The sequence below is a fragment of the Streptomyces sp. NPDC099050 genome (assembly GCF_044759865.1).
Lineage (GTDB): Bacteria > Actinomycetota > Actinomycetes > Streptomycetales > Streptomycetaceae > Streptomyces.
Map to the genome: position 1 here is coordinate 222,254 of NZ_JBIWAE010000002.1, position 21,515 is coordinate 243,768.

Consider the following 21,515-nt stretch of genomic DNA (forward strand, 5'->3'; position numbering starts at 1 on the left):
GGCGAAGGGCGGGTAGGGGACAGCCCCGCGCAGCCGCCCCTGCCCACCCCGGGTGGGCTACGCCCGGGCGGCGGCCCGGACTCCGGCGATCAGGTCGCGGACCAGTTCGGCGCCCCGGAGGGTCAGGACCGACTCCGGGTGGAACTGGACCCCCGCGAACCCGCCGGAGGCGGAGCGCAGGGCGTGGACCTCGCCCGTCGCGGGATCACGGGACACCTCGATGCCCCGCAGGGCCAGGGACCGCTCCCGCTCCGCCGAGCAGTGCGCCGCGTACGTGTTGTAGAAGCCGACGACCTCCTCGGCCCCGAACAGCGGGATCCGCGTCTGCGCCCCCTGCGCCGGCTCCGCCTTGCGGACCAGCGGGAGCCCCAGCTCGGCGGCGAGCAGCTGGTGGCTGAGGCAGACCCCGAGCAGCCCGCCCCGGTGCGAGGCCAGGAGCTCCGCCGCCAGCTCGCGCATGATCCGGATCTTCGGGTCGCCGAAGTCCGCCGGGTCGCCCGGGCCCGGGCCGAGCACGATCGGCCCGTCCCAGGCCAGGGCGGCCGCCCGCAGCCCCGGGTCGTCGTAGCGGCGTACGGTCACCTCCAGCCCGGCCACCCGCAGGACGTGGCCCAGCATCGAGGTGAAGGTGTCCTCCCCGTCCACCACCAGCGCGTGGCCCGTCACCTCGGCCGGCCGCTCCTGCATCCGCAGCCAGAACGGCGCCAGGTACTCGCGGCGCGCGGCCAGGGCCGCCTGGACCCGGGGGTCGTCGGCCAGCCGGAGACCGGAGAAGGAGGGCCGCGCCGCCGCCGGGCGCACGCCCAGCGCCGCCAGCACCCCGGCCGCCTTCGCGTGCGTCTCCGCCACCTCGCCCGCCGGGTCGGAGTGCCGTACGAGGGTGGCCCCGACGGGCACCCGCAGCGCGCCGTCCGGTGCGATGTCCGCCGTGCGGATGAGGATGGGGGAATCGAGGGTCTGCGCCCCCGAGGCGTCCAGGCCCAGCAGGGCCAGCGCGCCCGCGTAGTAGCCGCGGCCGCCGGTCTCGTACCGCTCGATGACCCGGCAGGCGTTCTGCACCGGCGATCCGGTCACCGTCGCCGCGAACATCGTCTCCTTCAGCACCTCGCGCACGTCCAGCGAGGACCGGCCGCGCAGCTCGTACTCGGTGTGCGCGAGGTGCGCCATCTCCTTGAGGCGGGGGCCGACGACCACCCCGCCCATGTCCCCGACCGTGCACATCATCTTGAGTTCCTCGTCCACCACCATGGACAGCTCCTCGGTCTCCTTGCGGTCCCCGAGGAAGGCGAGGAGGGAGTCGGCCGTCGGCCCCCCGGCCGGGTGGCGGTACGTACCGCTGATCGGGTTCATCACGACCGTGCCGCCGGTCATCCGTACGTGTACCTCGGGGCTGGCCCCGACCAGGGTGCGGTCCCCGGTGTGGACCACGTACGTCCAGTACGCGCCCCGCTCGCCCTCCAGCAGCCGCCGGAACAGCGCGAGGGCGTCGGCGCGGCCGAAGCCCTCGATCCGGCCCCGGTAGGTGCGGCGGATGACGAAGTTCGCGCCCTCGCCCCGGCCGATCTCGTCCTCGATGACCCGCCGGACGGTGTCCGCGTACTCCTCGTCGGGGACGTCGAAGCCGCCGTCGTCCACCCGTACGGCGTGGGACGGCAGCGCGGCCAGCGCCTCGGCGAGCGGGATCTCGTACGTCTCCCCGGCGACCAGCACGCTCAGCGGCGTGCCGTCGTCGCGTACGTCGAACCCGCGCTCCCGCATCTGGCGGAAGGGGACGAGCGCCAGGGCGGGCCGCTCGCCGACGGGCAGGTCGGCCAGGTGCTCGGCCTCGTGGACCGGGCCGATCAGCAGCTCGACGGTGTCGTGGTCGCGGCCGGGCGTGCGGCGGCGCAGCAGCGCGAACGGCGGGCAGGTGTCGTCGAGCAGGCGGCTGAGGAGCGGGTGAGGGTGCGTGTGCGGATTCGCGTGCGCGTGCATGGAGTGGGCGTCCTATCCGGTTTCGGAGGGTGGGACGGCCCGGGTTTCCAGCGACTGTGTTGCCTCACAGAACGCGGAAGGCCGCCCCTCGGGGCGGCCTTCGTTTCGCTCGTGTCTTCAGGTACGCGCGAGAAGTGGGCCGCCGGGAGCGGGCCACCACCAGTTCTGGTTCGAGTGCGCGTACATGCTCCGACCCTAGCCCACCGGTCCGGCGAAGGGATGTGAACGGGTGAGTAACACAGTGAGAGACATCCGTCTCACGTAGTGGTCCTCGACCGGGAGGCGGGGTGTGACGCCGTAATGTGTGTGGGGTGACCGTGAACGCTGAAACCCAAGCCCCCGCCTCCAAGGCGACCTGGCGAGACCTTCCCGCGGCGCAGCAGCCTTCGTACCCCGATGCCGAGGCCCTGCGCGCTGTCGTCGCGGACCTCGAGTCGTATCCCCCCCTCGTTTTCGCGGGCGAATGCGACCAGCTGCGCGCCCGCCTGGGAGCCGTCGCCAAGGGCGAGGCGTTCCTGCTGCAGGGTGGCGACTGCGCCGAGGCCTTCGATGCCGTCTCCGCCGACCACATCCGCGCCAAGCTGAAGACGCTGCTCCAGATGAGCGCGGTCCTGACGTACGCGGCCTCCGTGCCGGTCGTCAAGGTCGGCCGCATCGCGGGCCAGTACTCCAAGCCCCGCTCCAAGGACACCGAGACCCGCGACGGCATCACCCTGCCGACGTACCGCGGCGACTCCGTGAACGGCTTCGCCTTCACGGAGGAGTCCCGCGTCCCGGACCCCGAGCGCCTCAAGCGCATGTACCACGCGTCGGCCTCCACGCTGAACCTGGTGCGCGCCTTCACCACCGGTGGTTACGCCGACCTGCGCCAGGTGCACGCCTGGAACCAGGACTTCGTGAAGAACTCCCCGTCCGGGCAGCGCTACGAGCAGCTCGCGCGGGAGATCGACAACGCCCTGAACTTCATGAAGGCCTGCGGCACCGACCCGGCGGAGTTCAAGGCCGTCGAGTTCTACGCCTCCCACGAGGCGCTGCTCCTCGACTACGAGGGCGCCCTCACCCGTACGGACTCCCGCACGGGCCGGCTGTACGACACCTCCGGCCACATGGTCTGGATCGGTGAGCGCACCCGCCAGCTCGACCACGCGCACATCGAGTTCTGCTCGCAGATCGCCAACCCGATCGGCATCAAGCTCGGCCCCACCACCACGGTGGACGAGGCGCTCACCTACATCGACCGCCTCGACCCCGAGCGCGAGCCGGGCCGGCTGACCTTCGTCGTCCGCATGGGCGCCGACAAGGTCCGCGACAAGCTCCCCGAGCTGGTCGAGAAGGTCACCGCCTCCGGTGCGACCGTCGCCTGGGTCACCGACCCCATGCACGGCAACACCTTCGAGGCGGCCTCCGGCCACAAGACGCGCCGTTTCGACGACGTGCTCGACGAGGTCAAGGGCTTCTTCGAGGTCCACAAGGGCCTCGGCACCCACCCGGGCGGCATCCACGTCGAGCTGACCGGTGACGATGTCACCGAGTGCGTGGGCGGCGGCGACGAGATCTTCGTCGACGACCTGCACCAGCGCTACGAGACGGCCTGCGACCCGCGCCTCAACCGCAGCCAGTCCCTGGACCTGGCGTTCCTCGTCGCGGAGATGTACCGCGACCAGTAGGCGCCGCGGCGCAGTGTGAACACCTCATGACGGTGGGGCGCGGATCGAATGTGATCCGCGCCCCATCGTCGTTCCCGGCTCTTTTAGGGAACCCTAAGTTTGGGTAGGGTTAGGTAAGCCTCACCGAATAGGGGGTGGCTGGCCGAACCGTTCCTGTCAGGGAGGTGAACCGCGTGTACGTCTGCTCTTGTTTCGGGATCACCGACAAGCAGGTCAAGGACCACGCGGCTGCCGGGGCCTGTACCCCCCGCCAGATCGCCTCGGCCACGAAGGCCGGCACCGACTGCGGTTCCTGCGTGCGGACCATCCAGGGTCTCCTCGGCCGCGGGGCCTGCCCGCGCCGTGAGCTGCTGGAGAAGGGCGACGCCGCCGCCGTGCTCGCCGCGGACCCGCTGGTACCCGCGGGCGCGGAGCTCGCCGAAGCCGCGTAGGACGTCTCCGTACGGACCGGCTCGGTACGTCTCGGTACGTCTCGGTACGTACCGGCTCGTTACGGACTAGCTCGGCTGCTCGATGAGCTGCGCGATGTAGAGCGCCTCGCCGATGGACCCGATGAGCTCCAGCTGGGTGTCGAGGTAGTCGATGTGGTGCTCCTCGTCCTCCAGGATCTCCTCGAAGAGCCGCGCCGAGGTGACGTCACCCTTGCCGCGCATGACCTCGATACCGCGCTTGAGGCGGTCGATCGCCTCGACCTCGACCTGCCGGTCGGCCTGGAACATCTCGGTCAGCGTCTGGCCCACGCGGACGTGGAAGAGACGCTGGTAGTTCGGCAGACCGTCGAGCATCAGGATGCGCTCGGTGATCTTGTCCGCGTGCTTCATCTCATCGATGGACTCTTCGCGGGTGTACTTGGCGAGCTTGGTCCAACCCTTGTTGTCCTGGATCCGGTAGTGGAGCCAGTACTGGTTGATCGCCGTGAGCTCGCCGGTCAGCTGCTCGTTGAGGAATTCAAGGACCTCGGGGTCGCCCTGCATCGCAGAGGCTCCTTCCAAAGCAATGTCACAGCAATGTGACGGGGCAGGTGCGCGCATCCTTGCACCGCCGCCGGAGGCCGTCCAGTAAGTGCCTCCTTAGTGGGAGTTGCCGTGACTTGCCCGAAATCGGGGCGAAGCTGGTCACGACCACCCCGCCAAGTCTGTCACCATGGAGACATGGGTCAGCCGGAAAGCCGGGAATCTCCGGGATCAGAGCAACTGGAGCTTCCCCCGGGGCAGAGGTTGCAGCGAGGCTGGCCGGTCACCCACTACGGACCGGTACCCAAGTTCAAGCCCGAGCGCTGGGAGTTCCGCGTCTTCGGCGCGACCGCCGACGGTGAGAAGCACTGCTGGAACCACGAGGAGTTCGCGGACCTGCCGTTCGAATCCGTCGAGGCGGACCTGCACTGCGTCACGAAGTTCAGCATGACCGGTGCCGAATGGGGCGGGGTGCTCGCCCGCGCGATCCTCGCCCTCGCTCCGCCGTCCCCGCAGGTCACGCACGTGATGGTGTGGGCCGAGTACGGCTTCAGCTCCAACATGCGCCTCGCGGACTTCGCCTCCGAGCGGACCGTCTTCGCCACCCACCAGGGCGGTGAACTGCTCACCGCCGAGCACGGTTTTCCGCTCCGGCTGGTCGTACCGCACCTCTACGCGTGGAAGGGTCCCAAGTGGGTCCGCGGCGTCGAGTACATGACCGCCGACCGCCGGGGCTTCTGGGAGGAGCGCGGCTACCACAACATCGGCGACCCCTGGCGTGAGCAGCGCTACTCGTACCAGGAGGAGCCGGGGGACGGCCCCGAGCTGTAGTCCCCGCAGGTCAGGGACTCACCACAGCAGGATCACCCCGTTGTCGATCAGTTCCATGACGGCGATCGAAAGGGTGTCCGCCGCCAACGCCACCCGAATGGCCGTACGGAAGTCCAGGCCGGCGGCGCGGATCCCGCGCAGGGTGAGCGCGTAGCCGAAGAAGAACGTATTCCTCAGCAGGTCACCCGAGCTCGCGCAGCTCCTTCAGCAGCGCCACGTCCGCCGCATGCCCTTCCTTGCCGCCCGGCGTCTCGGTGATCAGGGGCACGCCCTCCATCGCCGGATGCGTGAACAGTTCCGCGAAGGCGTCCCGGCCGATGTGGCCCTGACCGATGTTCGCGTGCCGGTCCTTGTGGGCGCCCACGCCCTCCTTGGAGTCGTTGGCGTGCACCAGCTTCAGCCGGCCCTCGCCCACCGTGTCCACCAGCAGGTCCAGCGTCTGCTTCGTCCCGCCCGGCTCGGCCAGGTCGTGCCCGGCCGCGAAGACGTGGCAGGTGTCGAGGCAGATCCCGAGCATGGGATGGCGGTCGAGGGCGTCGAAGTACGGGCCGAACTCCTCGGCGGTCGAGCACAGCGAGGAACCCTGCCCGGCCGTGGACTCCAGCAGCAGGAAGGGGTCGTCGTCATGCGTCAGCTCGTCCAGCAGCGGCAGCATGTGCTCCCTGACCTGCGCATACGCGGCTTCGCGCGGCCGGCCCCCGGTAGCCGAGCCGGTGTGCACGACCACCCCGAGCGCGCCGATCGCCCGGGCCCGGCGCAGCGAGTGCCGCAGCGATTCCACGGACTTCTCCACGGTGGCCTCGGTGTGCGAGCCGAAGTTGATCAGGTAGGGCGCGTGGACGTACGCCGGGATCCCCTCCGCCGCGCAGGCCCCGCGGAACAGCTCGTCCTGGGCCGGATTGCCGAGCGGAGTGGCCCAGCCGCGCGGATTGGCGACGAAGACCTGCACGGCCTCGGCGCCCATCTCGCGGGCGTACGTCAGCCCCACCGAGGCGAGCCCGCCCGCGACGGGCACGTGCCCGCCCACTGGATTGCGGCTCATCGAATTGTTGTTCATGGCGTGCGGTTACAGCCCCTTGGTCCTGATGGTGATCGTGCTGCCCTCGGCGGCGTTCTGGCCCGCGGGGACCGACTGGGAGTCGACGGTGTTGCTGAAGGAGAGGAAGGGCTTGTCGACCTTGACCTTGAAGCCCAGTCCCTCCAGGGTCGCGCGGGCGGCGTCGGCCTCCTGGCCCGTGACGTCCGGGACCGGGATCTGGCGGGGGCCCTTGGACACGGTGAGGGTGACCGTGTCACCCGCGGCGGCCTGGCTGCCGGCGCCGATCGACTGGTTGGCGACCGTACCGGCGGGGAAGGGGGAATTGACCTCCTCGGGGGCCGTCTGCACCTTCAGGCCGAGGCCCTCCAGGGTGGAACGGGCCTGGTCGAGGGAGGTGCCCGTGACGCGCGGGACCGGTACCGGGCGGCCCTTGCTGACCACCATCGCGACCAGGGTGTCGAGGGACCGCTTCTGCCCGCCCGTGGGGTCCGTGCTGATCACCGAGCCCTGCGCCACGTCCTGGCTGAAGGCCTGCGTGACGGCCCCCGGCGTCAGCCCGGCCGAGGTCAGCTCGGCCTTCGCGGCCTCCAGGGGCTTGCCCTTGAGGTCGGGAACCACGACGACCTCGGGCCCGCGCGAGATGGTCAGCGTCACGGCGCCGTTGCCGCGGATGCGCTTGCCGCCGGCGGGATCGGTGTTCATCACGGTGCCCTTGTCGAAGGCCGCGCTGAACTTGCGGTCGACCCGCTTCACCCCGAGCCCGGCCGCCGACAGCTGTGACTTGGCCTCCGCCTCGGTCTTGCCGAGCAGGTTCGGGACCTTCGTGAACTGGCCGGAGCTGATGTACCAGACCCCCGTACCGAGGCCGAGGAAGAGCAGCACACCGACCACGACGAGCAGCACCCCGGGGCGCCGGATCCGCGAGGCGGCCGCCGCCGACGCCGGGGGCAGCGGCGGAGACGCGAGCCGGGAGGTGTGGGACACGGGCTCGGCGTGCGAGGCGTGCGCGACGTGTGCGGCGTGCGAGGTGTGTGCGCCGTGTGCCCCGCGTGCGGCCCGGGTGGTCACCGGGCGGGGGATCACGCTGGTGCGGTCCTCGGCGGCGGTCCGCTCCGCGGCCCGCGCCTGCGGCGGGACGGCGTCCAGCTCGGAGTCGGCGAGCTGGGCGCGGGCCCCTATGGCCAGCCCGAGGAGGGCGGCCGCGTCGTAGGGGCGCAGATCGGGGTTGCGCGCGGTGGCCTGGGCGACGAGCTCGTCGAGTGCGACGGGCAGCCCGGGGACGGCGGCCGACGGCGGCGGGACGTCCTCGTTGAGGTGCTGGAAGAGCACCTGCGCGGGATTGGTGCCGGTGTGCGGCTTGGATCCGGTGAGCATCTCGTAGAACACGACCCCGCAGGCGTAGACGTCCACGCGGGTGTCGGTGACCCCGTTCTCGATCTGCTCGGGGGCGAGGTAGGAGACGGTGCCGAGGACGGACCCGGTGGTGTTGGTCACGGAGTCCACGGACCGCACCAGCCCGAAGTCGGCCACCTTGACCCGGCCGTCGTCGCCGATCAGCACGTTCTCGGGCTTCATGTCCCGGTGCACGAAACCGGCGCGGTGTGCGGCGCCGAGGGCGGCGAGCACCGGTTCGAGGATGTCGAGGGCCGCGCGGGGCTGGAGCGCGCCGCGCTCCCGGAGCACGTCGCGCAGGGTGCAGCCGGACACGTACTCCATCGCGAGGTACGTGTACGGGCCGTGCGTGCCCTGGTCGAAGACGGCCACCACGTTGGGGTGCGCCAGGCGGGCCACGGACTTCGCCTCACGGATGAACCGGTCGACGAAGTCGGGGTCGGCGGCGAGGGCCGGGTGCATCACCTTCAGCGCGAGGACCCGGTCCAGGCGGGTGTCGACGGCCCGGTAGACCGTGGCCATGCCGCCGGCCGCGATACGGGCGTCCACGCGGTAGCGGCCGTCGAGCGTCTGCCCGACGAGGGGGTCATCCAGGGTCGTGTCCACCCGCCGATTCTACGAGGGCCGGGTGGCGGACTGCCCCGGTCCTCGGGGGGTTGCAGCCCAGCTTTGAATCCTCCCTACCTTGAGGGGCGGGGATTCCTGGCTCACGCAGCCTGGCGGCCCGGAGGGCTGTCAGGTCTTCCACGATCGGCACCAGCCGGGTTGAGACCAGCCCGGACCAGCATCACGCGGGCGGAGTTCTTGTCCCTGGGGGACACGGTTCCGCATGCGGTGCAGGTGTAGGTACGTTCTGAGAGAGGTAGTGCGTGCTTGGTTCTCGCTCCGCACTGTGCGCAGTCCATGGTGGTGTGCGCAGGATGGACGAGGTGCACGATGCGTCCGTGCTTGCGCGCCATGGCGATCAGCACCGTCTTGGTAGCGGTAATCGCGGCGTCGGCGGCCTTGCGGGCCATGGTCGACTTGGCGAGGAACTTCGGCCGGAAGTCCTCCACCGCCAGGACGTCGTGGTCGCGGACCACAGCCTTGGCCCACTTGCGGCCGGTGTCCTGGCGCTGCCGGGACACCTTCTTGTGGAGCTTCGCCGTCAGCTTCTTCGCGGCCCGGTAGCCCCGCGAATCGGGCTTGCCTTTGGCCGGTTTCCGGCGGGCCATCATCCGCTGGTAGTGGGCGAGCCCGGCGGCGGCCTTCCGCCCGTGCTCCTGATGCGGGAGGTCATGGGCGTCGCCGGTGGTGGTCGCCGTCTCCTTCACACCCCAGTCGATGCCGATCACGGCGCCCGTCTCCGGGAGCGGCCGGACTTCGGTGGAGACGACGAAGGACGCGTACCAGTGGCCGAGGCTGTCGCGGTAGATCCGCACCGACGACGGGTCCGCCGGAAGTTCGCGGGACCACACCACCCTCAGGCTGATCCCGCCCGCGACGTGCAGGCGGCCGTCCTTGATCCGGAAACCGCGACGGGTGTAATTGAGCGTGGGATCGGCATGGGACTTCTTCTTGAACTTCGGCATCCCCGCCCGCTGCCGCATCGGCAACCGCGCCTTGACGTCCCTCAAGGCCTTGGCACGAGACTTCCCGAAGTCCCGAACCAACTGCTGCTGCGGAACACTGCTGCCATCACGCAACCACGCATTCATGGTGCGGGTTTCGGTCAGCATCTTGTCCAGCCGTGCGGGACCGCACTTCTCGTTCTCGGCGCGGGCCTTCTTCGACCGAGCGGTGCATTCGTTCCAGATCCACCGGCACCGGTCCCACTCACCCAACAGCCTGGCGAGCGCGGTCGACGACACACGAAGCCGGTAGGTGAACCGGGCGTGCCCGGTCTCTTCCGTCCCCTGAGATGCCGTCACGCGGTCAGCCTAACCGTGGTGCACTCGCGGCCGGACGTGTCGCGGATTTGGGCCAGCTCCATCCAGCGCTCGTGGGTGACGGAGTCTGAGACGTTCTTGTTGATCGCGGCCATTAACTCCCCCTCAGTGCGGAAGCGATGTCGCGGACGGCGCAGAAGCCGATGAGGGACGTACTCGTAGCGCTCACTCATCCGACGCTCCCTCGAAGGTGCTGAGGAAGTGCTCCCAGCCGACAAGCGCACGATCGAGTAGGTCCGTACTGGGCTCGACCGCTGCGGCCACCCCGGCCGAGGGTGCGTCTGAGGTGCTTGCTGTCTCGGAGGCCGAGGTGTCTACGGGGATCTGACGCATGTGCGCGTTTCCTTTGCGTAGCAGGGGAGCGCCCCCGATCGCGCGGGGTAGCAGCTCGACTACGAAGCTACTCGCAGCAGTTCTGCGAGTCAAGAAAATCTGCTACTCGCAGAAATTCTGCGTATCTGCGAGACTGGCCGCGACTCGAAAGGAGCACGTATGAGCGAGGGATTCGGCCTGGTCGTGCGCTTCTCGCTGCGCGACCAGGAAGCCGCGACGGCATTCGATGAGCTGTGTGCGACCACGCTGGAGGGCATCAAGAGCGCAGAGCCGGGCACCCTGGTCTATGTGGTGCACGTACCGGAGGGCGATCCGCTGGCGCGAGTGTTCTACGAGCTGTATGAGGATCGCGCCGCGTTCGACGTCCACGAGGCGCAGCCGCACACGAAGTACTTCCTTGCCGAACGGGGGCAGTACCTTGCTGGTGTCGAGGTCGCCTTCCTCGACGTGACCGGCGGGAAGGTGACGGCGCAGAAGTGAGTTCCGAGGAGCGGCGCGCCTTTGGCGCGCGAGTGGCCGATCTGCGCAAGCAGAGGGGGGTGACGCAGGGGGAACTCGCCACGGCCATCGGCCGTACGGCGAGCTGGCTGTCCCAAGTGGAGCGGGGCATCCAGCCGGTGAACCGCCTGGACGTGCTGCGGCTCCTCGCTGACGGCCTTGGTGTGCCGCTCCAGGTGCTGCAGCCCGACGCCCCGGCCCCGGCAGAGGCCGAGACGGCATCCGAACCAGACACGAACGATCTCGATCAGGCTCGTCTGGTGCTCTCCGGGCACTCTGCGCTCGATGTACTCCTGAACCCCCGCCAGGACTTCAGGCCGGATTCCCTTGCCGAACTTCGAGCATCGGTTGACAGGATCTGGCAGCTCACGCACGGCGGTCAGTTCGCCGAACTGAGCGCGGCTATGAGCTCGTCGGTTCCGCTGCTGGAGCGGGCCGTGCGAACGGCGCCGGATGAGTACCTGCCCGAACTGCACGATCTGCTGGCGAGGATTTACCAAGCCCTGTCTGCGGCTTTCGTTCGTCAGAACGAGGCGGACGCCGCGTGGGTTGCGGCGGATCGGGCGATCCGAGAGGCGGAGCTTTCCGGCAGTACCCTCGGCGTCTTCGCCGGGATCTACCGCCTCTGCCACGCCTTCGTTCGTCTGAAGCGCCTCGACCAGGCCGAGCACACTGCTGCCAAGGCGGTCAGCGCCCTCCTGCAGCATGTCGAGAGCAACGAGCCCACACCCCAACACCTCTCCGTGCTGGGATCGCTGCACTTGATGCTGGCACTCGTGCACGCCCGCTTGGGCGAGAGGGCGTCGACGCGGCGGCAGATCGACGCGGCCCGAAGCGTCGCCAGCCTCCTGGGCGAGAACCGTAACGACTTCAATCTTGAATTCGGTCCCACGAACGTGGAGATCCAAGCCGTCTCGACCGCAGTCGAGCTCGGCGATGCCGGCGAGGCGCTCGACATCGCGAACGGACTCCGCATGGACGGCCTGTCCTCCGAGCGGCAGGCTCGTCTGCTCATGGACTTGGGCCGAGCCCACGTGCAACGCCGCCAGTACGCCGACTCCCTGGACTGCCTGCTGCGCGCCGAGGAGCTGGCACCCGAGGTGATCCACACCCATGCGGCCGCCCGGGCGGTCGTGCGAGACCTCGTACTCGTCGCAGGCCGGACTGCGTCGGATCGTCTGCGCGCGCTGGCGGAGCGTACGGACAGCCTCGCATGAGCGCCACGACGCGGCGGAAGTCGCGGGACAACCTCCTCACCGTGCGGTGAGGGCGGGTTTCAAGGCATCAGCCCCAGACGGGCTGGGGACGCCATGGGCGGGAACCGTGTAGCGATCTGATGCGCGCGTCCTTTGCCTGCGGCTTGTGGTCGTCTCACCGGCCCGGATTCTCGACATGGAAGGGCCCAGCTCGGGGCTGCTGTCCCTGCCGGAGCTGGGTTGCGCTTCGCTGATCGGGCAGTCCATGTCTCTCTGACCCGCCCGTTCTTTTGGGGTTTTCCGGCTGCCTTCGTTTTTCCGTGGCGGGTCGGTCTGTCAAGGGCGGCCGAAGGCCGTCGCGGAGCGACGCGAACGTAGTGAGCGCCCTTGACAGGGCGGCCCGACGCGGAAGGACGATGAGGCTGACGGGAAACCCCAAACCTCTCGACGCTTCCGGCTGGCCCGGATTCCGTCTTCTCCCCGGTCCCGCCGCGCTGGGCGGGCCGGTTCCGCCCCGGCACCGAGGGGGGGCGGGTGGGCAGCCACCGGGTCGGGGTGGTGCGCGAGGGGGCGAGGACCCCGCCCCCGCAGGGCCCCGTACCGCCTTCCCCTCAGAACGCCGGGCGTTCCGGGTCCAGGGCGGCTCGGCCTTCCCGCGGGGAGGAGGCTTCCGCGAAGCGGCGTTGGGGGATGCGGCCCGCGCGGTGGGCCAGGCGGCCCGCCGATACCGCGTCCCGCATGGCCGCGGCCATCAGGACGGGGAGCTGCGCCCGGGTCACCGCCGAGGCGAGCATGACCGCCGCGCAGCCCAGTTCCATGGCCAGGGCCACGTCCGAGGCCGTTCCGGCGCCCGCGTCCAGGATGACCGGGACCCCGGCCCGCTCGGTGATCAGCTCGAAGTTGTGCGGGTTGCGGATGCCCATGCCGGACCCGATCGGGGATCCGAGCGGCATGATCGCCGCGCAGCCCACGTCCTCCAGTTTGCGGGCGAGGACCGGGTCGTCGTTCGTGTAGGGGAGGACCGTGAAGCCCTCGTCGACCAGGGTCTCGGCGGCGTCGAGCAGTTCGATGCCGTCCGGCAGGAGGGTGCGCTCGTCCGCGACGACCTCCAGTTTGATCCAGTCCGTGCCGAGGGCCTCCCGGGCCAGCCGGGCCGTCAGTACGGCCTCGCCCGCCGTGAAGCAGCCCGCGGTGTTGGGGAGGACGGCGATGCCCAGGCGGTTCAGGACGGACAGGACCGAGCCCTGGACCGTCGGGTCGAGGCGCCGCATCGCGACCGTGGTGAGTTCGGTGCCGGACGCGACCAGCGCCCGTTCCAGGATGTCCAGGCTCGGGGCTCCGCCGGTGCCCATGATCAGGCGCGAGGAGAAGGTCCGGCCGCCCAGGGTGAACAGGTCGTCCGCCATGGTGCTCAGCCCCCCTGGACCGCGGTGAGGACCTCGACGCGGTCGCCGTCGGTCACGGAGGTGTAAGGCCACTGGCCGCGCGGCACCACGGTCTCGTTGAGGGCGGCCGCGACCCCCTTGGTGGCCTCGGTGAGGGTGGCGACCACGGCGGCGAGCATGGTCCCGTCCGCGATCTCGTGCGGCTCGCCGTTGACGGAAATGGTCATGCGAACGACTCCTGTCGCGTGAGGGTGGACGTGCCGGGGGAGGCGGCAGTGGAGGCGGCAGTGGAGGTGGCGGCGAAGCGGCGCGGGGTGAAGGGGCGGGCGATCTCCGGGAGTTCGCCGGTGGTCAGCAGGTCCGCCATCACGTCCCCGGTCAGCGGGGTCAGCAGGACGCCGTTGCGGTAGTGCCCGGTGGCCAGGTGCAGCCCCGGGAGTTCGGTCGGGCCGAGGAGGGGGGCGTTGTCCGGCGAACCGGGCCGCAGTCCGGCCCGGGTCTCCACCAGGGGGAGTTCGGTGATCCCGGGTACCAGTTCGTGGGCGTCGCGCAGGAGTTCGTAGACCCCGCCCGCGGTGACCGTGGTGTCCCAGCCGAGTTCCTCGCTGGTGGCGCCGAGGACGAGTTCGCCGTTCTCGCGGGGGACGAGGTACACGTGGCTGCCGCGCACCACGGCCCGTACGGTCCGCGACAGGAACGGCGCGTAGGACGGTGGCACCGCGAGGCGCAGCACCTGACCCTTCACCGGCCGTACGGGGGCCACGGCCTCGGGCGGTACGCCGTCCAGCCGGCCGCTGAGCGAGCCCGCGGCCAGCACCACCTGGTCGGCGCGCAGCTCCGTACCGTCCGCGTCGTCGAGGACCGCGCCGCAGGCCCGGTCGGCGGCGGTCAGCAGCCGGGCCGCTCCGGCGCGGTGCAGGGAGACGCCGGCCCGTTCGCAGGCGGCCAGCAGGGCGGCCGCGAGGCGGCGGGGATCGACCTGGTGGTCGCCGTCCACGCGCAGGCCGCCGCGCACGCCCGGAGCCAGCATCGGCTCCAGGCGGCGGCACTCGCGGCCGGTCAGCCACTCGGACTCCAGGCCGCAGCGGCGCTGGAGGGCGTGCAGCTCGCGCAGGTGCAGCCGGTCGTCGGCGTCGAGGGCGACGGCGAGGGTGCCGCAGGCGCGGTAGCCGATGTCCATCCCGCCGCTGGCTTCGGCGAGCTCGGCCGCGAAATGGGGGTAGCGGGCGGCGGAGGCGAGGTTGAGCCCGAGCAGGGTCTCCTCGCCGTAGTGCAGCTCGGTGACGGCGGCCAGCATGCCGGCCGCGACCTGGGCGGCGCCGCCGCCGGGGGCCGGATCGGCCAGTGCGGTGCGCAGCCCGCGCCGGGCCGCCCGCCAGGCGGTGACCAGACCGATGATGCCGCCCCCGATGACGAGGACGTCGTGGCCGGGACTCCGGCCGTTCCTGGATGAATGCATGGGCGTCCAGCCCCTCCCTTCGCCGGCATGACCCGGATCAGGTTCGTACGGTCGGAGGCCGGCCAGCCTCCCTCTCAGCCCGGTACGCCCGGACTCCCGCGATAGGTTCCGTGCCAGAGTAACGGTGAGGCCGACGGCCGGTAAGGCTGCCTCCCCGGAGGCGGTCCCCGCCCGAACCCCGCCCGGTCCCCGGGTAGGTTCCCGCCCGCTATTCCTGACGGATCGTCAGTTGATTAGGCTGGGCCGCGTGAGCGAGCAGACGCAACAGCAGACGCAGCAGGCGCAAGACACTCGGCGCGGCGTGGTGATCGTCGGTGCCGGGATGGCCGGGGTCCAGACCGCGGTCGCCCTCCGGGAACAGGGCTGGGCCGGCCCCGTCACCCTGCTGGGAGCCGAACCCCACCAGCCCTACGACCGGCCCCCGCTGTCCAAGGCGGTGCTCCTCGGCAAGGCGGAGGACTCGGCCTTCGACGTCGACTTCGAGGAGCTCGGCATCGAGCTCCGCCTGGGGGTCGAGGTCACCGGGCTGCGGGCCGCCGACCAGGAAGTGGACACCGGGGCCGGCCCGGTCCCGTACGAGGTCCTCGTGCTGGCGACCGGCGCCCTCCCGCTGACCCTGCCCGGCGCGGAGGGCGTCCCGGGGGTGCACTTGCTGCGCACCCTGGACGACGCGGCCCGGCTGCGGCCCGTACTGGCGGCCGGCGCGGCGGTGGTGGTGGTCGGGGCCGGGTGGATCGGGGCGGAGTTCGCCACCGCCGCCCGCGAGGCGGGCTGCGCGGTGACGGTGGTCGAGGCGGCCGACCGGGTCCTGGCGGGCGCGCTGCCCGCGGAGGTCGCCGAGCCGATGGGGCGCTGGTACGCCCAGGCGGGCGCCGAGCTGCTGACGGGCGCGCGGGTGGCCTCCGTGGAGCCGGGCCGGGTCCTGCTGGCCGACGGGCGGGCGCTGCCGGCCGGGGCGGTGGTGGTGGGCATCGGCGCCCGGCCGGCCACCGGATGGCTGGCGGGGTCCGGCGTGGAGCTCGGCCCGGACGGGGCGGTGGTCGCCGACGAGCGGCTGCGCACCTCGGTGCCCGGGGTGTACGCGGTGGGAGACTGCGCCTCGTTCCCGTCGGGGCGCTACGGGTCGCGGCTGCTGGTGCACCACTGGGACAACGCGCTCCAGGGGCCCCGGGTGGTCGCGGCGGACATCCTCGCCGGTGGCTCCGGGGAGCAGGTCTACGACCCGGTCCCGTACTTCTGGTCGGAGCAGTTCGGCCGCTTCGTGCAGTACGCGGGGCACCACGGCTCCGCGGACGCGATGGTGTGGCGCGGCGACCCGGCGGACGACACCTGGTCGGTGTGCTGGCTGCGGGAGGGCCGGCTGGCCGCGGTCCTCGCGGTGGGCCGCCCGCGCGACCTGGCGCAGGGCCGGCGCCTCATCGAGTCGGGCGCGCTGCTGAACCCGGCGAAGGTCGCGGACCCGGGGACCGCCCTGAAGTCGACGTCGACCTGACCCGCCGAGGCCGGGCCGGGCCCGCCCAGGCCGATTCCCGGCCCGCTCGGGCCGTCTCCGGCCCCGCTCGGCGGGGCTCCGGGTCCCCGGACGGGGTCGCTCGGGTACCGGCAGCCAGTCCGAGATGGCAGGCTTGTGCTCGTGACCGAGATTGACGCAAAGATCGATGCCCTTGTTCCCGCCTGGCTGTACCTCCCCGACATCGCGGAGATGCTCGACATCGAAGTGACCAAGGTTCGCCAGCTGGTCAAGGAAGGGCAGCTGCTCGCGGTGCGCCGCGGCGAGAACCGCTCCCTCCAGGTCCCCGCGGCCTTCATCGACGGGGACAAGATCGTCAAGGGGCTGGTCGGCCTGCTGACCGTGCTCCGCGACGACCGCTTCACCGACGCGGAGATCCTGGAGTGGCTCTTCACCGCCGACGAGACCCTGCCCGGCACCCCCGTGCAGGCACTGAGCGAGAATCGCGGCACGGAGGTGAAGCGCCGCGCTCAGGCGCTCGCCCTCTGACCTGAATCCGCCGTGCACGCGGTGTGCGGGCCCGTCCGGGTCCCGCACACCGCGTACGTACGTCCGGACGCCCGTACGACACATCACCCCGGGGGTACCCATGTCCGCCATCGCCGCCCAGCTGTCCGATGCCCGGCTCTACCTGTGCACGGACGCCCGCAAGCGGCAGGGCGACCTCCCCGAGTTCCTGGACGCCGTCCTCGCCGGCGGCGTGGACATCGTCCAGCTGCGCGACAAGGGCATGGAGGCGGGCGAGGAGCTGGAGCACCTCCGGGTCTTCGCCGAAGCGGCCCGCCGCCACGGCAAGCTGCTCGCCGTCAACGACCGGGCCGACGTCGCGCACGCCATCGGCTCGGACGTGCTGCACCTCGGGCAGGGCGACATCCCGGTGCCCGCCGCCCGCGCCATCCTGGGCCGGGAGGTCCTGATCGGCCGCTCCTGCCACTCCGAGGCGGAGGTCGACGCGGCCGCCGCCGAGCCCGGCGTGGACTACTTCTGCACCGGCCCCTGCTGGCCCACCCCCACCAAGCCCGGCCGGTTCGCCCCCGGCCTCGGCCTCGTCCGGCACGCGGCCTCCCTCGCCCAGGACCGGCCGTGGTTCGCCATCGGCGGGATCGACGCCGGGAATCTCGACGAGGTCCTGGACGCCGGCGCCTCCCGCGTCGTGGTCGTACGGGCCCTCACGGAGGCCTCCGACCCCGGCGCCGCCGCCGCCGACCTCGCCAAGCGGGTCCGCTCCCGGCTCGGCTAGCGCGCCCCGGGCGGCAGCGGACGGGACAAGGGGCGGCTCCGGCCGCCCACACCCGCACCCACACCCACACCCACACCCGCACCCGCACCACCCCGGCGTCTCATTTCCGCGTCCAATCCGTGGACAACGCTTCGATGGACACCGGACCGCGTCTAACCTCCCCGTATGGCCTTTGGTACCTCTTCCACCTGGTCGGACCGTGCACACACGGTCCGCGACCTCATCGCGTCCGGGCGCTCGTACTCCTTCGAGTTCTGGGCCCCCAAGACGGAGAAGGGCGAGCGCAACCTCTGGAACGCGCTCCGCCGGGTCGAGGCGGTGGCACCGAGCTTCGTCTCCGTCACCTACGGGGCCGGCGGCTCCACCCGCGGCGGCACCGTCCGGGCCACCGAGCAGATCGCCGCGGACACCACGCTGACCCCGGTCGCGCACCTCACCGCCGTCGATCACTCGATCGCCGAGCTGCGCAACGTCATCGGACAGTTCGCCGACGCGGGCATCCGGAACATGCTCGTCGTGCGCGGAGACCCGCCGGGCAACCCCATGGGCGAGTGGGTGCCGCACCCCGAGGGCGTGCACTACGCGGCGGACCTGGTCCGGCTGGTCAAGGAGTCCGGCGACTTCTGCGTCGGCGTCGCGGCCTTCCCCGAGATGCACCCGCGCTCCTCGGACTGGGACACGGACATCCGGCACTTCGTGGACAAGTGCCGCGCGGGCGCCGACTATGCGATCACACAGATGTTCTTCGATCCGGAGCACTACCTCCGGATGCGCGACAGCGTCGAGAAGGCGGGCTGCGAGACCCCGATCATCCCCGAGGTCATGCCTGTTGTGAACATCAAGCAGCTCGACCGGCTCCCGCAACTCAGCAACGCAATCTTCCCCGCGGCTGTGAAAGAGCGCATGCTCGCGGTCAAGGACGACGCGGCCGCTGTACGCTCCATTGGCATCGAGTTCGCCACGGAGTTCTGCGCGCGGCTGCTGTCCGAGGGTGTCCCGGGGCTGCACTTCATCACGCTGAACAACTCCACGGCGACGCTGGAGATCTACGAGAACTTGGGCCTGCACCAGCGGGCCTGACCGGCCGTACCGTTCCCCCCGGGCGGGCGGCCGTACCGAGAGGGGCCCCGCATGGGAATGACGGTCCTCTACATCGCGTTCGGTTTCGTCGCGCTGTGGCTGCTTGCCGAGGTCCTGATGCAGTACAAGGCCCGGCTGCGCTGGCGCCTGCTCGCCTTCGCCGGGTTCGTCGGGGTGGTCGCCGGTGTCGTGCTGCCGTCGGTGCTCGTCATCGGGGCCGGCGCCGTCGCGTTCGCGATCGGCCAGACGCTGGTGACCCTCTCCTTCCGCAAGGGCTTCGTGTCCGGCTGGGCGCTGCGCCGGGGCAAGGCCCCCCAGCCCGGGCTCGCGCAGACCCGGCGCCGGCGGGCCGGGGGCGCACCGCGCCCGGAGCCGGCCCTGGAGGTCACGGCCCTGGAGTACGGGCCCGACCCGGCCGGGGACGACGAGTACGCCGAGGAGCCGGACGAGGATTCCGGCGCGTTCAGCGGGGGCGCCGTGCGCGAACGGGTCCAGGGGTTCTACCCCGCGCAGCCGGACGCCGACGCGGCCGGTCCGTACGGGGTCCCCGGCGAGAACGCCGCCTTCGCCTCCCCGTTCACCGGGTTCGCCCCGCCCGCCGAGCAGGACGCCCACCAGTACGCGGCGTACTACGACCCGCAGACCCAGGGCGGCTACGACTACACCACCGGCTATCCGCCCCCCGGCGATCAGCAGGTCTACGCCGCCTACTCGGATCCGTACATCGGCACCGGCGGAGCCGTCGCCCCGCAGCAGCCGTACGGCTACCCGGACCCGTACGGCGGCTACGCCCCGGACCCGTACGCGGCCGGGCAGCAGGAGCAGTACTCCATGGACACCCCGCCCGGCGGGGTCTGGGTCCCGCAGCAGCGCGACGTGAACCAGCCCTACCCGGCGGAGGAGCCGCAGCAGCAGCCGTACCCGTACCCGTACCAGGGCACGGGCGACTACGAGCAGTACCGCTACTAACCGCCCGGCCCCCGGCCGTCTAGCGGGAGCCGCTGAAGTCCGCGCCCTCCACGATCAGCCCGGCCACCAGGGCCCCCGTCATCCCGGCGTGCGCCAGTCCGCCGCCCGGGTGCGCCCAGCCGCCCGCCAGGTACAGCCCGGGCACGGCGGTGGTGTTCGCCGGGTGCAGCAGCCGGCCCCCGGCCCCGGCCAGCGCGGGCGCCGGCACCCGGCCGCCCACCGCGCCCGTGGCCGCCTCGACGTCGGCCGGGGTGCGCAGCTCGTGCCACAGCAGCCGCTCGCGCAGCCTGGGGACGGCGCGCTCGGCCGCCGTCAGCAGGTCCTCGGCGGACGGAGCGGGCGCCGTCCCCCCGGTCAGCACCGCGTGGACGGTGACCGCCTCGTGCTCCGCGTCCGGCCGGGTGGCCGGGTCGTCGGGGCGCAGCACGGTGACCGGACCCACCAGCGTGCGGTGCGCGGCGCCGGCGTCCCGGGCCCCGCGCAGCGCGGCGAACAGGGTGTACCAGCGGGCGGGTTCGGCCGCACGGGTGGACGCGGAGTCCGGGGCGGGCGGGATCCGCAGCCCGCCGGGGTCTGCGGCGCACACCACGTGGTCGGCCGCGACCTCGGTCCCGTCGGCCGTGACCAGCCCGGCCGCCCGGCCCTCGCGCACGAGGACCTCCCGCACCTCGGCGCCGAACTCGAAGGCGACCTTCCGCTCCAGGCACCGCTCGTACACGGCGGTGGCCAGCTCCCGGACCCCGCCGCGCACGTACCAGCTGCCGAAGGTCTGCTCCATGTAGGGCAGCACCGCCGCCGAGGCGGGCGCGGTCGCCGGATCGACCCCGTACGCCCGTACGCGCGCGGTGAGCAGCTCGTCGAAGCCGCCGCCGCCGAGCTCGCGGGCGGCCACCTCGGCCAGGGTCGGCGGCCGGCGGCGCAGCAGTCCGCTCCCGCGCAGCGCGGGGTACGGATCGCGGCCCAGGGCGGACCGGTCCTGCTTCAGCGGCTCCTCCAGGAGCGGCCGGCGGGTGGCGTCCCAGGCGTCCCGGGCACGGCCCAGGACCGCGCTCCAGCGGTCCCCGGAGCCGGGTCCGAAGGCGGCGTCGACGGCGGCCGCGGCGCCGCCGTGCGAGCCGCCCGGGAAGGTGAGCGTACGGCCGTCCGGGAGGACGTAGCGGACGGCGGGGTCGATCTGGACCAGTTCCGCGCACTCCTCCAGGGGGCGCTTGCCGGTCTTGACGAACAGATCGCGGTAGACGGCGGGCAGGTGCACCAGCCCGGGGCCGGTGTCGAAGGCGAAGCCGTCGCGGGCGTACCGGCCGACGGCTCCGCCGTAGGTCGCCCCGCGCTCGTACACCGTCACCTGATGTCCGGCCACGGCCAGCCGTGCCGCCGTCGCCATCGCGCCCATCCCGGCGCCGATCACCGCAATTCGTGCCATGCGGCTGAGCCTATCGAGCGACGCGGGCCACCTCGTCGGCGAGTCTCTTCTCCTCGCGGCGTTGGGCGCGGCGGCGCAGATAGCGGCGGATCTTGGCCCAGAGGTAGATCAGCAGGGCGAGTCCGATGATCAGCAGGACGGCGCAGATGATCGCGGCGGCCTCCGGATTGAACATCGCCAAGGTGACGATGCCGCCCACCCCGAGGTCCTCGGCGGTGCTCATCGCGACGTTGCTGAAGGGTTCGGGCGAGGTGTTGATCGCCATGCGCGTGCCGGCTTTGACGAAATGGCTGGCCAGGGCGGTCGTGCCGCCGACCGCGCCGGCGGTGATGTCGGAGAGCGAGCCGCTCTGCCCGGCCAGCAGAGCGCCCACCACGGCTCCGGACACCGGGCGGATCACGGTGTGGACGGTGTCCCAGAGGGAGTCCACGTACGGGATCTTGTCGGCGACGGCCTCGCAGAGGAAGAGGACGGCCGCGACGATGAGCACGTCGGTGCGCTGCAGGGACGCGGGGACCTCGTCGGTCAGGCCGGTCCGGCCGAAGATGCCGAGCAGGAGGACCACGGCGTAGGCGTTGATCCCGCTGGCCCAGCCGCTGGTGAAGACCAGGGGGAGCACACTCATCTGATCATCATGT

Annotated in this window: 20 protein-coding genes, 1 pseudogene and 1 riboswitch; of the genes and pseudogenes, 10 read left to right on the plus strand and 11 right to left on the minus strand. The window is 71.6% G+C overall.

The features are described 5' to 3' along the window. Positions 1 to 57: 57 nt before the first annotated feature. Entirely contained in the window at positions 58 to 1,974 is a 1,917-nt protein-coding gene (locus ACIQV3_RS04010) for an anthranilate synthase family protein (RefSeq protein WP_403709508.1), read from the minus strand. A gap of 302 nt (positions 1,975 to 2,276) precedes the next feature. On the opposite strand from ACIQV3_RS04010, the gene ACIQV3_RS04015 reads away from it, so the two are divergent. Both ACIQV3_RS04015 and ACIQV3_RS04020 read left to right on the plus strand, forming a co-directional pair. After that, entirely contained in the window at positions 2,277 to 3,641 is a 1,365-nt protein-coding gene (locus ACIQV3_RS04015) for a class II 3-deoxy-7-phosphoheptulonate synthase (protein ID WP_399383466.1), read from the plus strand. A gap of 164 nt (positions 3,642 to 3,805) precedes the next feature. Further along, on the plus strand, positions 3,806 to 4,072 hold the full coding sequence (locus ACIQV3_RS04020) for a bacterioferritin-associated ferredoxin (protein WP_266877117.1): 267 nt from the start codon (positions 3,806 to 3,808) through the stop codon (positions 4,070 to 4,072). A 66-nt stretch (positions 4,073 to 4,138) separates the two neighbouring features. Here the strand turns inward: ACIQV3_RS04020 and bfr are convergent, their stop codons facing one another. Next, on the minus strand, positions 4,139 to 4,615 hold the full coding sequence (gene bfr / locus ACIQV3_RS04025) for a bacterioferritin (protein ID WP_403709511.1): 477 nt from the start codon (positions 4,613 to 4,615) through the stop codon (positions 4,139 to 4,141). 177 nt (positions 4,616 to 4,792) lie between these two features. Between bfr and ACIQV3_RS04030 the strand changes: the two genes are divergently transcribed. Next, positions 4,793 to 5,425 (plus strand): sulfite oxidase-like oxidoreductase, encoded by a 633-nt coding sequence (locus ACIQV3_RS04030; RefSeq protein ID WP_403709512.1) that lies wholly within the window; start codon positions 4,793 to 4,795, stop codon positions 5,423 to 5,425. Between the two features lie 21 nt (positions 5,426 to 5,446). Here ACIQV3_RS04030 and ACIQV3_RS04035 read toward each other — a convergent pair. The 4 genes and pseudogenes from ACIQV3_RS04035 to ACIQV3_RS04050 all read right to left on the minus strand — a co-directional run. Further along, positions 5,447 to 5,590 (minus strand): annotated as a pseudogene (locus ACIQV3_RS04035) (DUF4396 domain-containing protein); the annotation flags it as partial. Positions 5,591 to 5,606: 16 nt separating this feature from the next. After that, the gene (locus ACIQV3_RS04040; RefSeq protein ID WP_403709514.1) at positions 5,607 to 6,482 is read right to left on the minus strand and encodes a deoxyribonuclease IV; all 876 of its coding nucleotides are present in this window, start codon (positions 6,480 to 6,482) and stop codon (positions 5,607 to 5,609) included. Between the two features lie 9 nt (positions 6,483 to 6,491). After that, positions 6,492 to 8,462, minus strand: coding sequence for a Stk1 family PASTA domain-containing Ser/Thr kinase (pknB, locus tag ACIQV3_RS04045; protein WP_403709516.1), 1,971 nt, complete (start codon positions 8,460 to 8,462; stop codon positions 6,492 to 6,494). Between the two features lie 101 nt (positions 8,463 to 8,563). Then, positions 8,564 to 9,766, minus strand: a complete 1,203-nt coding sequence (locus ACIQV3_RS04050; protein ID WP_403709518.1) for an RNA-guided endonuclease InsQ/TnpB family protein — start codon at positions 9,764 to 9,766, stop codon at positions 8,564 to 8,566. 510 nt (positions 9,767 to 10,276) lie between these two features. Between ACIQV3_RS04050 and ACIQV3_RS04055 the strand changes: the two genes are divergently transcribed. Then, complete coding sequence (locus ACIQV3_RS04055; RefSeq protein WP_403709520.1) at positions 10,277 to 10,597, plus strand: putative quinol monooxygenase; 321 nt, start codon at positions 10,277 to 10,279, stop codon at positions 10,595 to 10,597. Beyond that, positions 10,594 to 11,832 (plus strand): helix-turn-helix domain-containing protein, encoded by a 1,239-nt coding sequence (locus ACIQV3_RS04060; RefSeq protein WP_403709522.1) that lies wholly within the window; start codon positions 10,594 to 10,596, stop codon positions 11,830 to 11,832. Before ACIQV3_RS04055 ends, ACIQV3_RS04060 begins: the two co-directional genes overlap by 4 nt. Positions 11,833 to 12,422: 590 nt before the next feature. Here ACIQV3_RS04060 and ACIQV3_RS04065 read toward each other — a convergent pair. The 3 genes from ACIQV3_RS04065 to thiO form a co-directional block, all read right to left on the minus strand. Further along, on the minus strand, positions 12,423 to 13,217 hold the full coding sequence (locus ACIQV3_RS04065; RefSeq protein ID WP_403709524.1) for a thiazole synthase: 795 nt from the start codon (positions 13,215 to 13,217) through the stop codon (positions 12,423 to 12,425). 5 nt (positions 13,218 to 13,222) lie between these two features. Next, the gene (gene thiS / locus ACIQV3_RS04070; protein ID WP_403709526.1) at positions 13,223 to 13,423 is read right to left on the minus strand and encodes a sulfur carrier protein ThiS; all 201 of its coding nucleotides are present in this window, start codon (positions 13,421 to 13,423) and stop codon (positions 13,223 to 13,225) included. Continuing rightward, positions 13,420 to 14,655, minus strand: coding sequence for a glycine oxidase ThiO (gene thiO, locus ACIQV3_RS04075; protein WP_403709528.1), 1,236 nt, complete (start codon positions 14,653 to 14,655; stop codon positions 13,420 to 13,422). The genes thiS and thiO overlap by 4 nt, the downstream gene beginning before the upstream one ends. Then, a riboswitch (TPP riboswitch) is annotated at positions 14,653 to 14,765 on the minus strand. It overlaps the preceding gene by 3 nt. Before the next feature lie 137 nt (positions 14,766 to 14,902). On the opposite strand from thiO, the gene ACIQV3_RS04080 reads away from it, so the two are divergent. The 5 genes from ACIQV3_RS04080 (at position 14,903) to ACIQV3_RS04100 (ending at position 19,454) form a co-directional block, all read left to right on the plus strand. Then, positions 14,903 to 16,147: an NAD(P)/FAD-dependent oxidoreductase gene (locus ACIQV3_RS04080; protein ID WP_403709530.1), complete on the plus strand. Its 1,245-nt coding sequence runs from the start codon at positions 14,903 to 14,905 to the stop codon at positions 16,145 to 16,147. Between the two features lie 141 nt (positions 16,148 to 16,288). After that, the gene (locus ACIQV3_RS04085; protein ID WP_327252328.1) at positions 16,289 to 16,654 is read left to right on the plus strand and encodes an Rv2175c family DNA-binding protein; all 366 of its coding nucleotides are present in this window, start codon (positions 16,289 to 16,291) and stop codon (positions 16,652 to 16,654) included. A gap of 100 nt (positions 16,655 to 16,754) precedes the next feature. After that, positions 16,755 to 17,405 (plus strand): thiamine phosphate synthase, encoded by a 651-nt coding sequence (thiE, locus tag ACIQV3_RS04090; protein WP_403709532.1) that lies wholly within the window; start codon positions 16,755 to 16,757, stop codon positions 17,403 to 17,405. A 165-nt stretch (positions 17,406 to 17,570) separates the two neighbouring features. Next, complete coding sequence (metF, locus tag ACIQV3_RS04095; protein ID WP_403709534.1) at positions 17,571 to 18,485, plus strand: methylenetetrahydrofolate reductase [NAD(P)H]; 915 nt, start codon at positions 17,571 to 17,573, stop codon at positions 18,483 to 18,485. 51 nt (positions 18,486 to 18,536) lie between these two features. After that, the gene (locus ACIQV3_RS04100; RefSeq protein ID WP_403709536.1) at positions 18,537 to 19,454 is read left to right on the plus strand and encodes a hypothetical protein; all 918 of its coding nucleotides are present in this window, start codon (positions 18,537 to 18,539) and stop codon (positions 19,452 to 19,454) included. A 19-nt stretch (positions 19,455 to 19,473) separates the two neighbouring features. Here the strand turns inward: ACIQV3_RS04100 and ACIQV3_RS04105 are convergent, their stop codons facing one another. Further along, positions 19,474 to 20,877, minus strand: coding sequence for a phytoene desaturase family protein (locus ACIQV3_RS04105; protein ID WP_403709538.1), 1,404 nt, complete (start codon positions 20,875 to 20,877; stop codon positions 19,474 to 19,476). 10 nt (positions 20,878 to 20,887) lie between these two features. Then, positions 20,888 to 21,502 (minus strand): DUF4126 domain-containing protein, encoded by a 615-nt coding sequence (locus ACIQV3_RS04110; RefSeq protein WP_403709540.1) that lies wholly within the window; start codon positions 21,500 to 21,502, stop codon positions 20,888 to 20,890. Between the last annotated feature and the right edge of the window lie 13 nt (positions 21,503 to 21,515).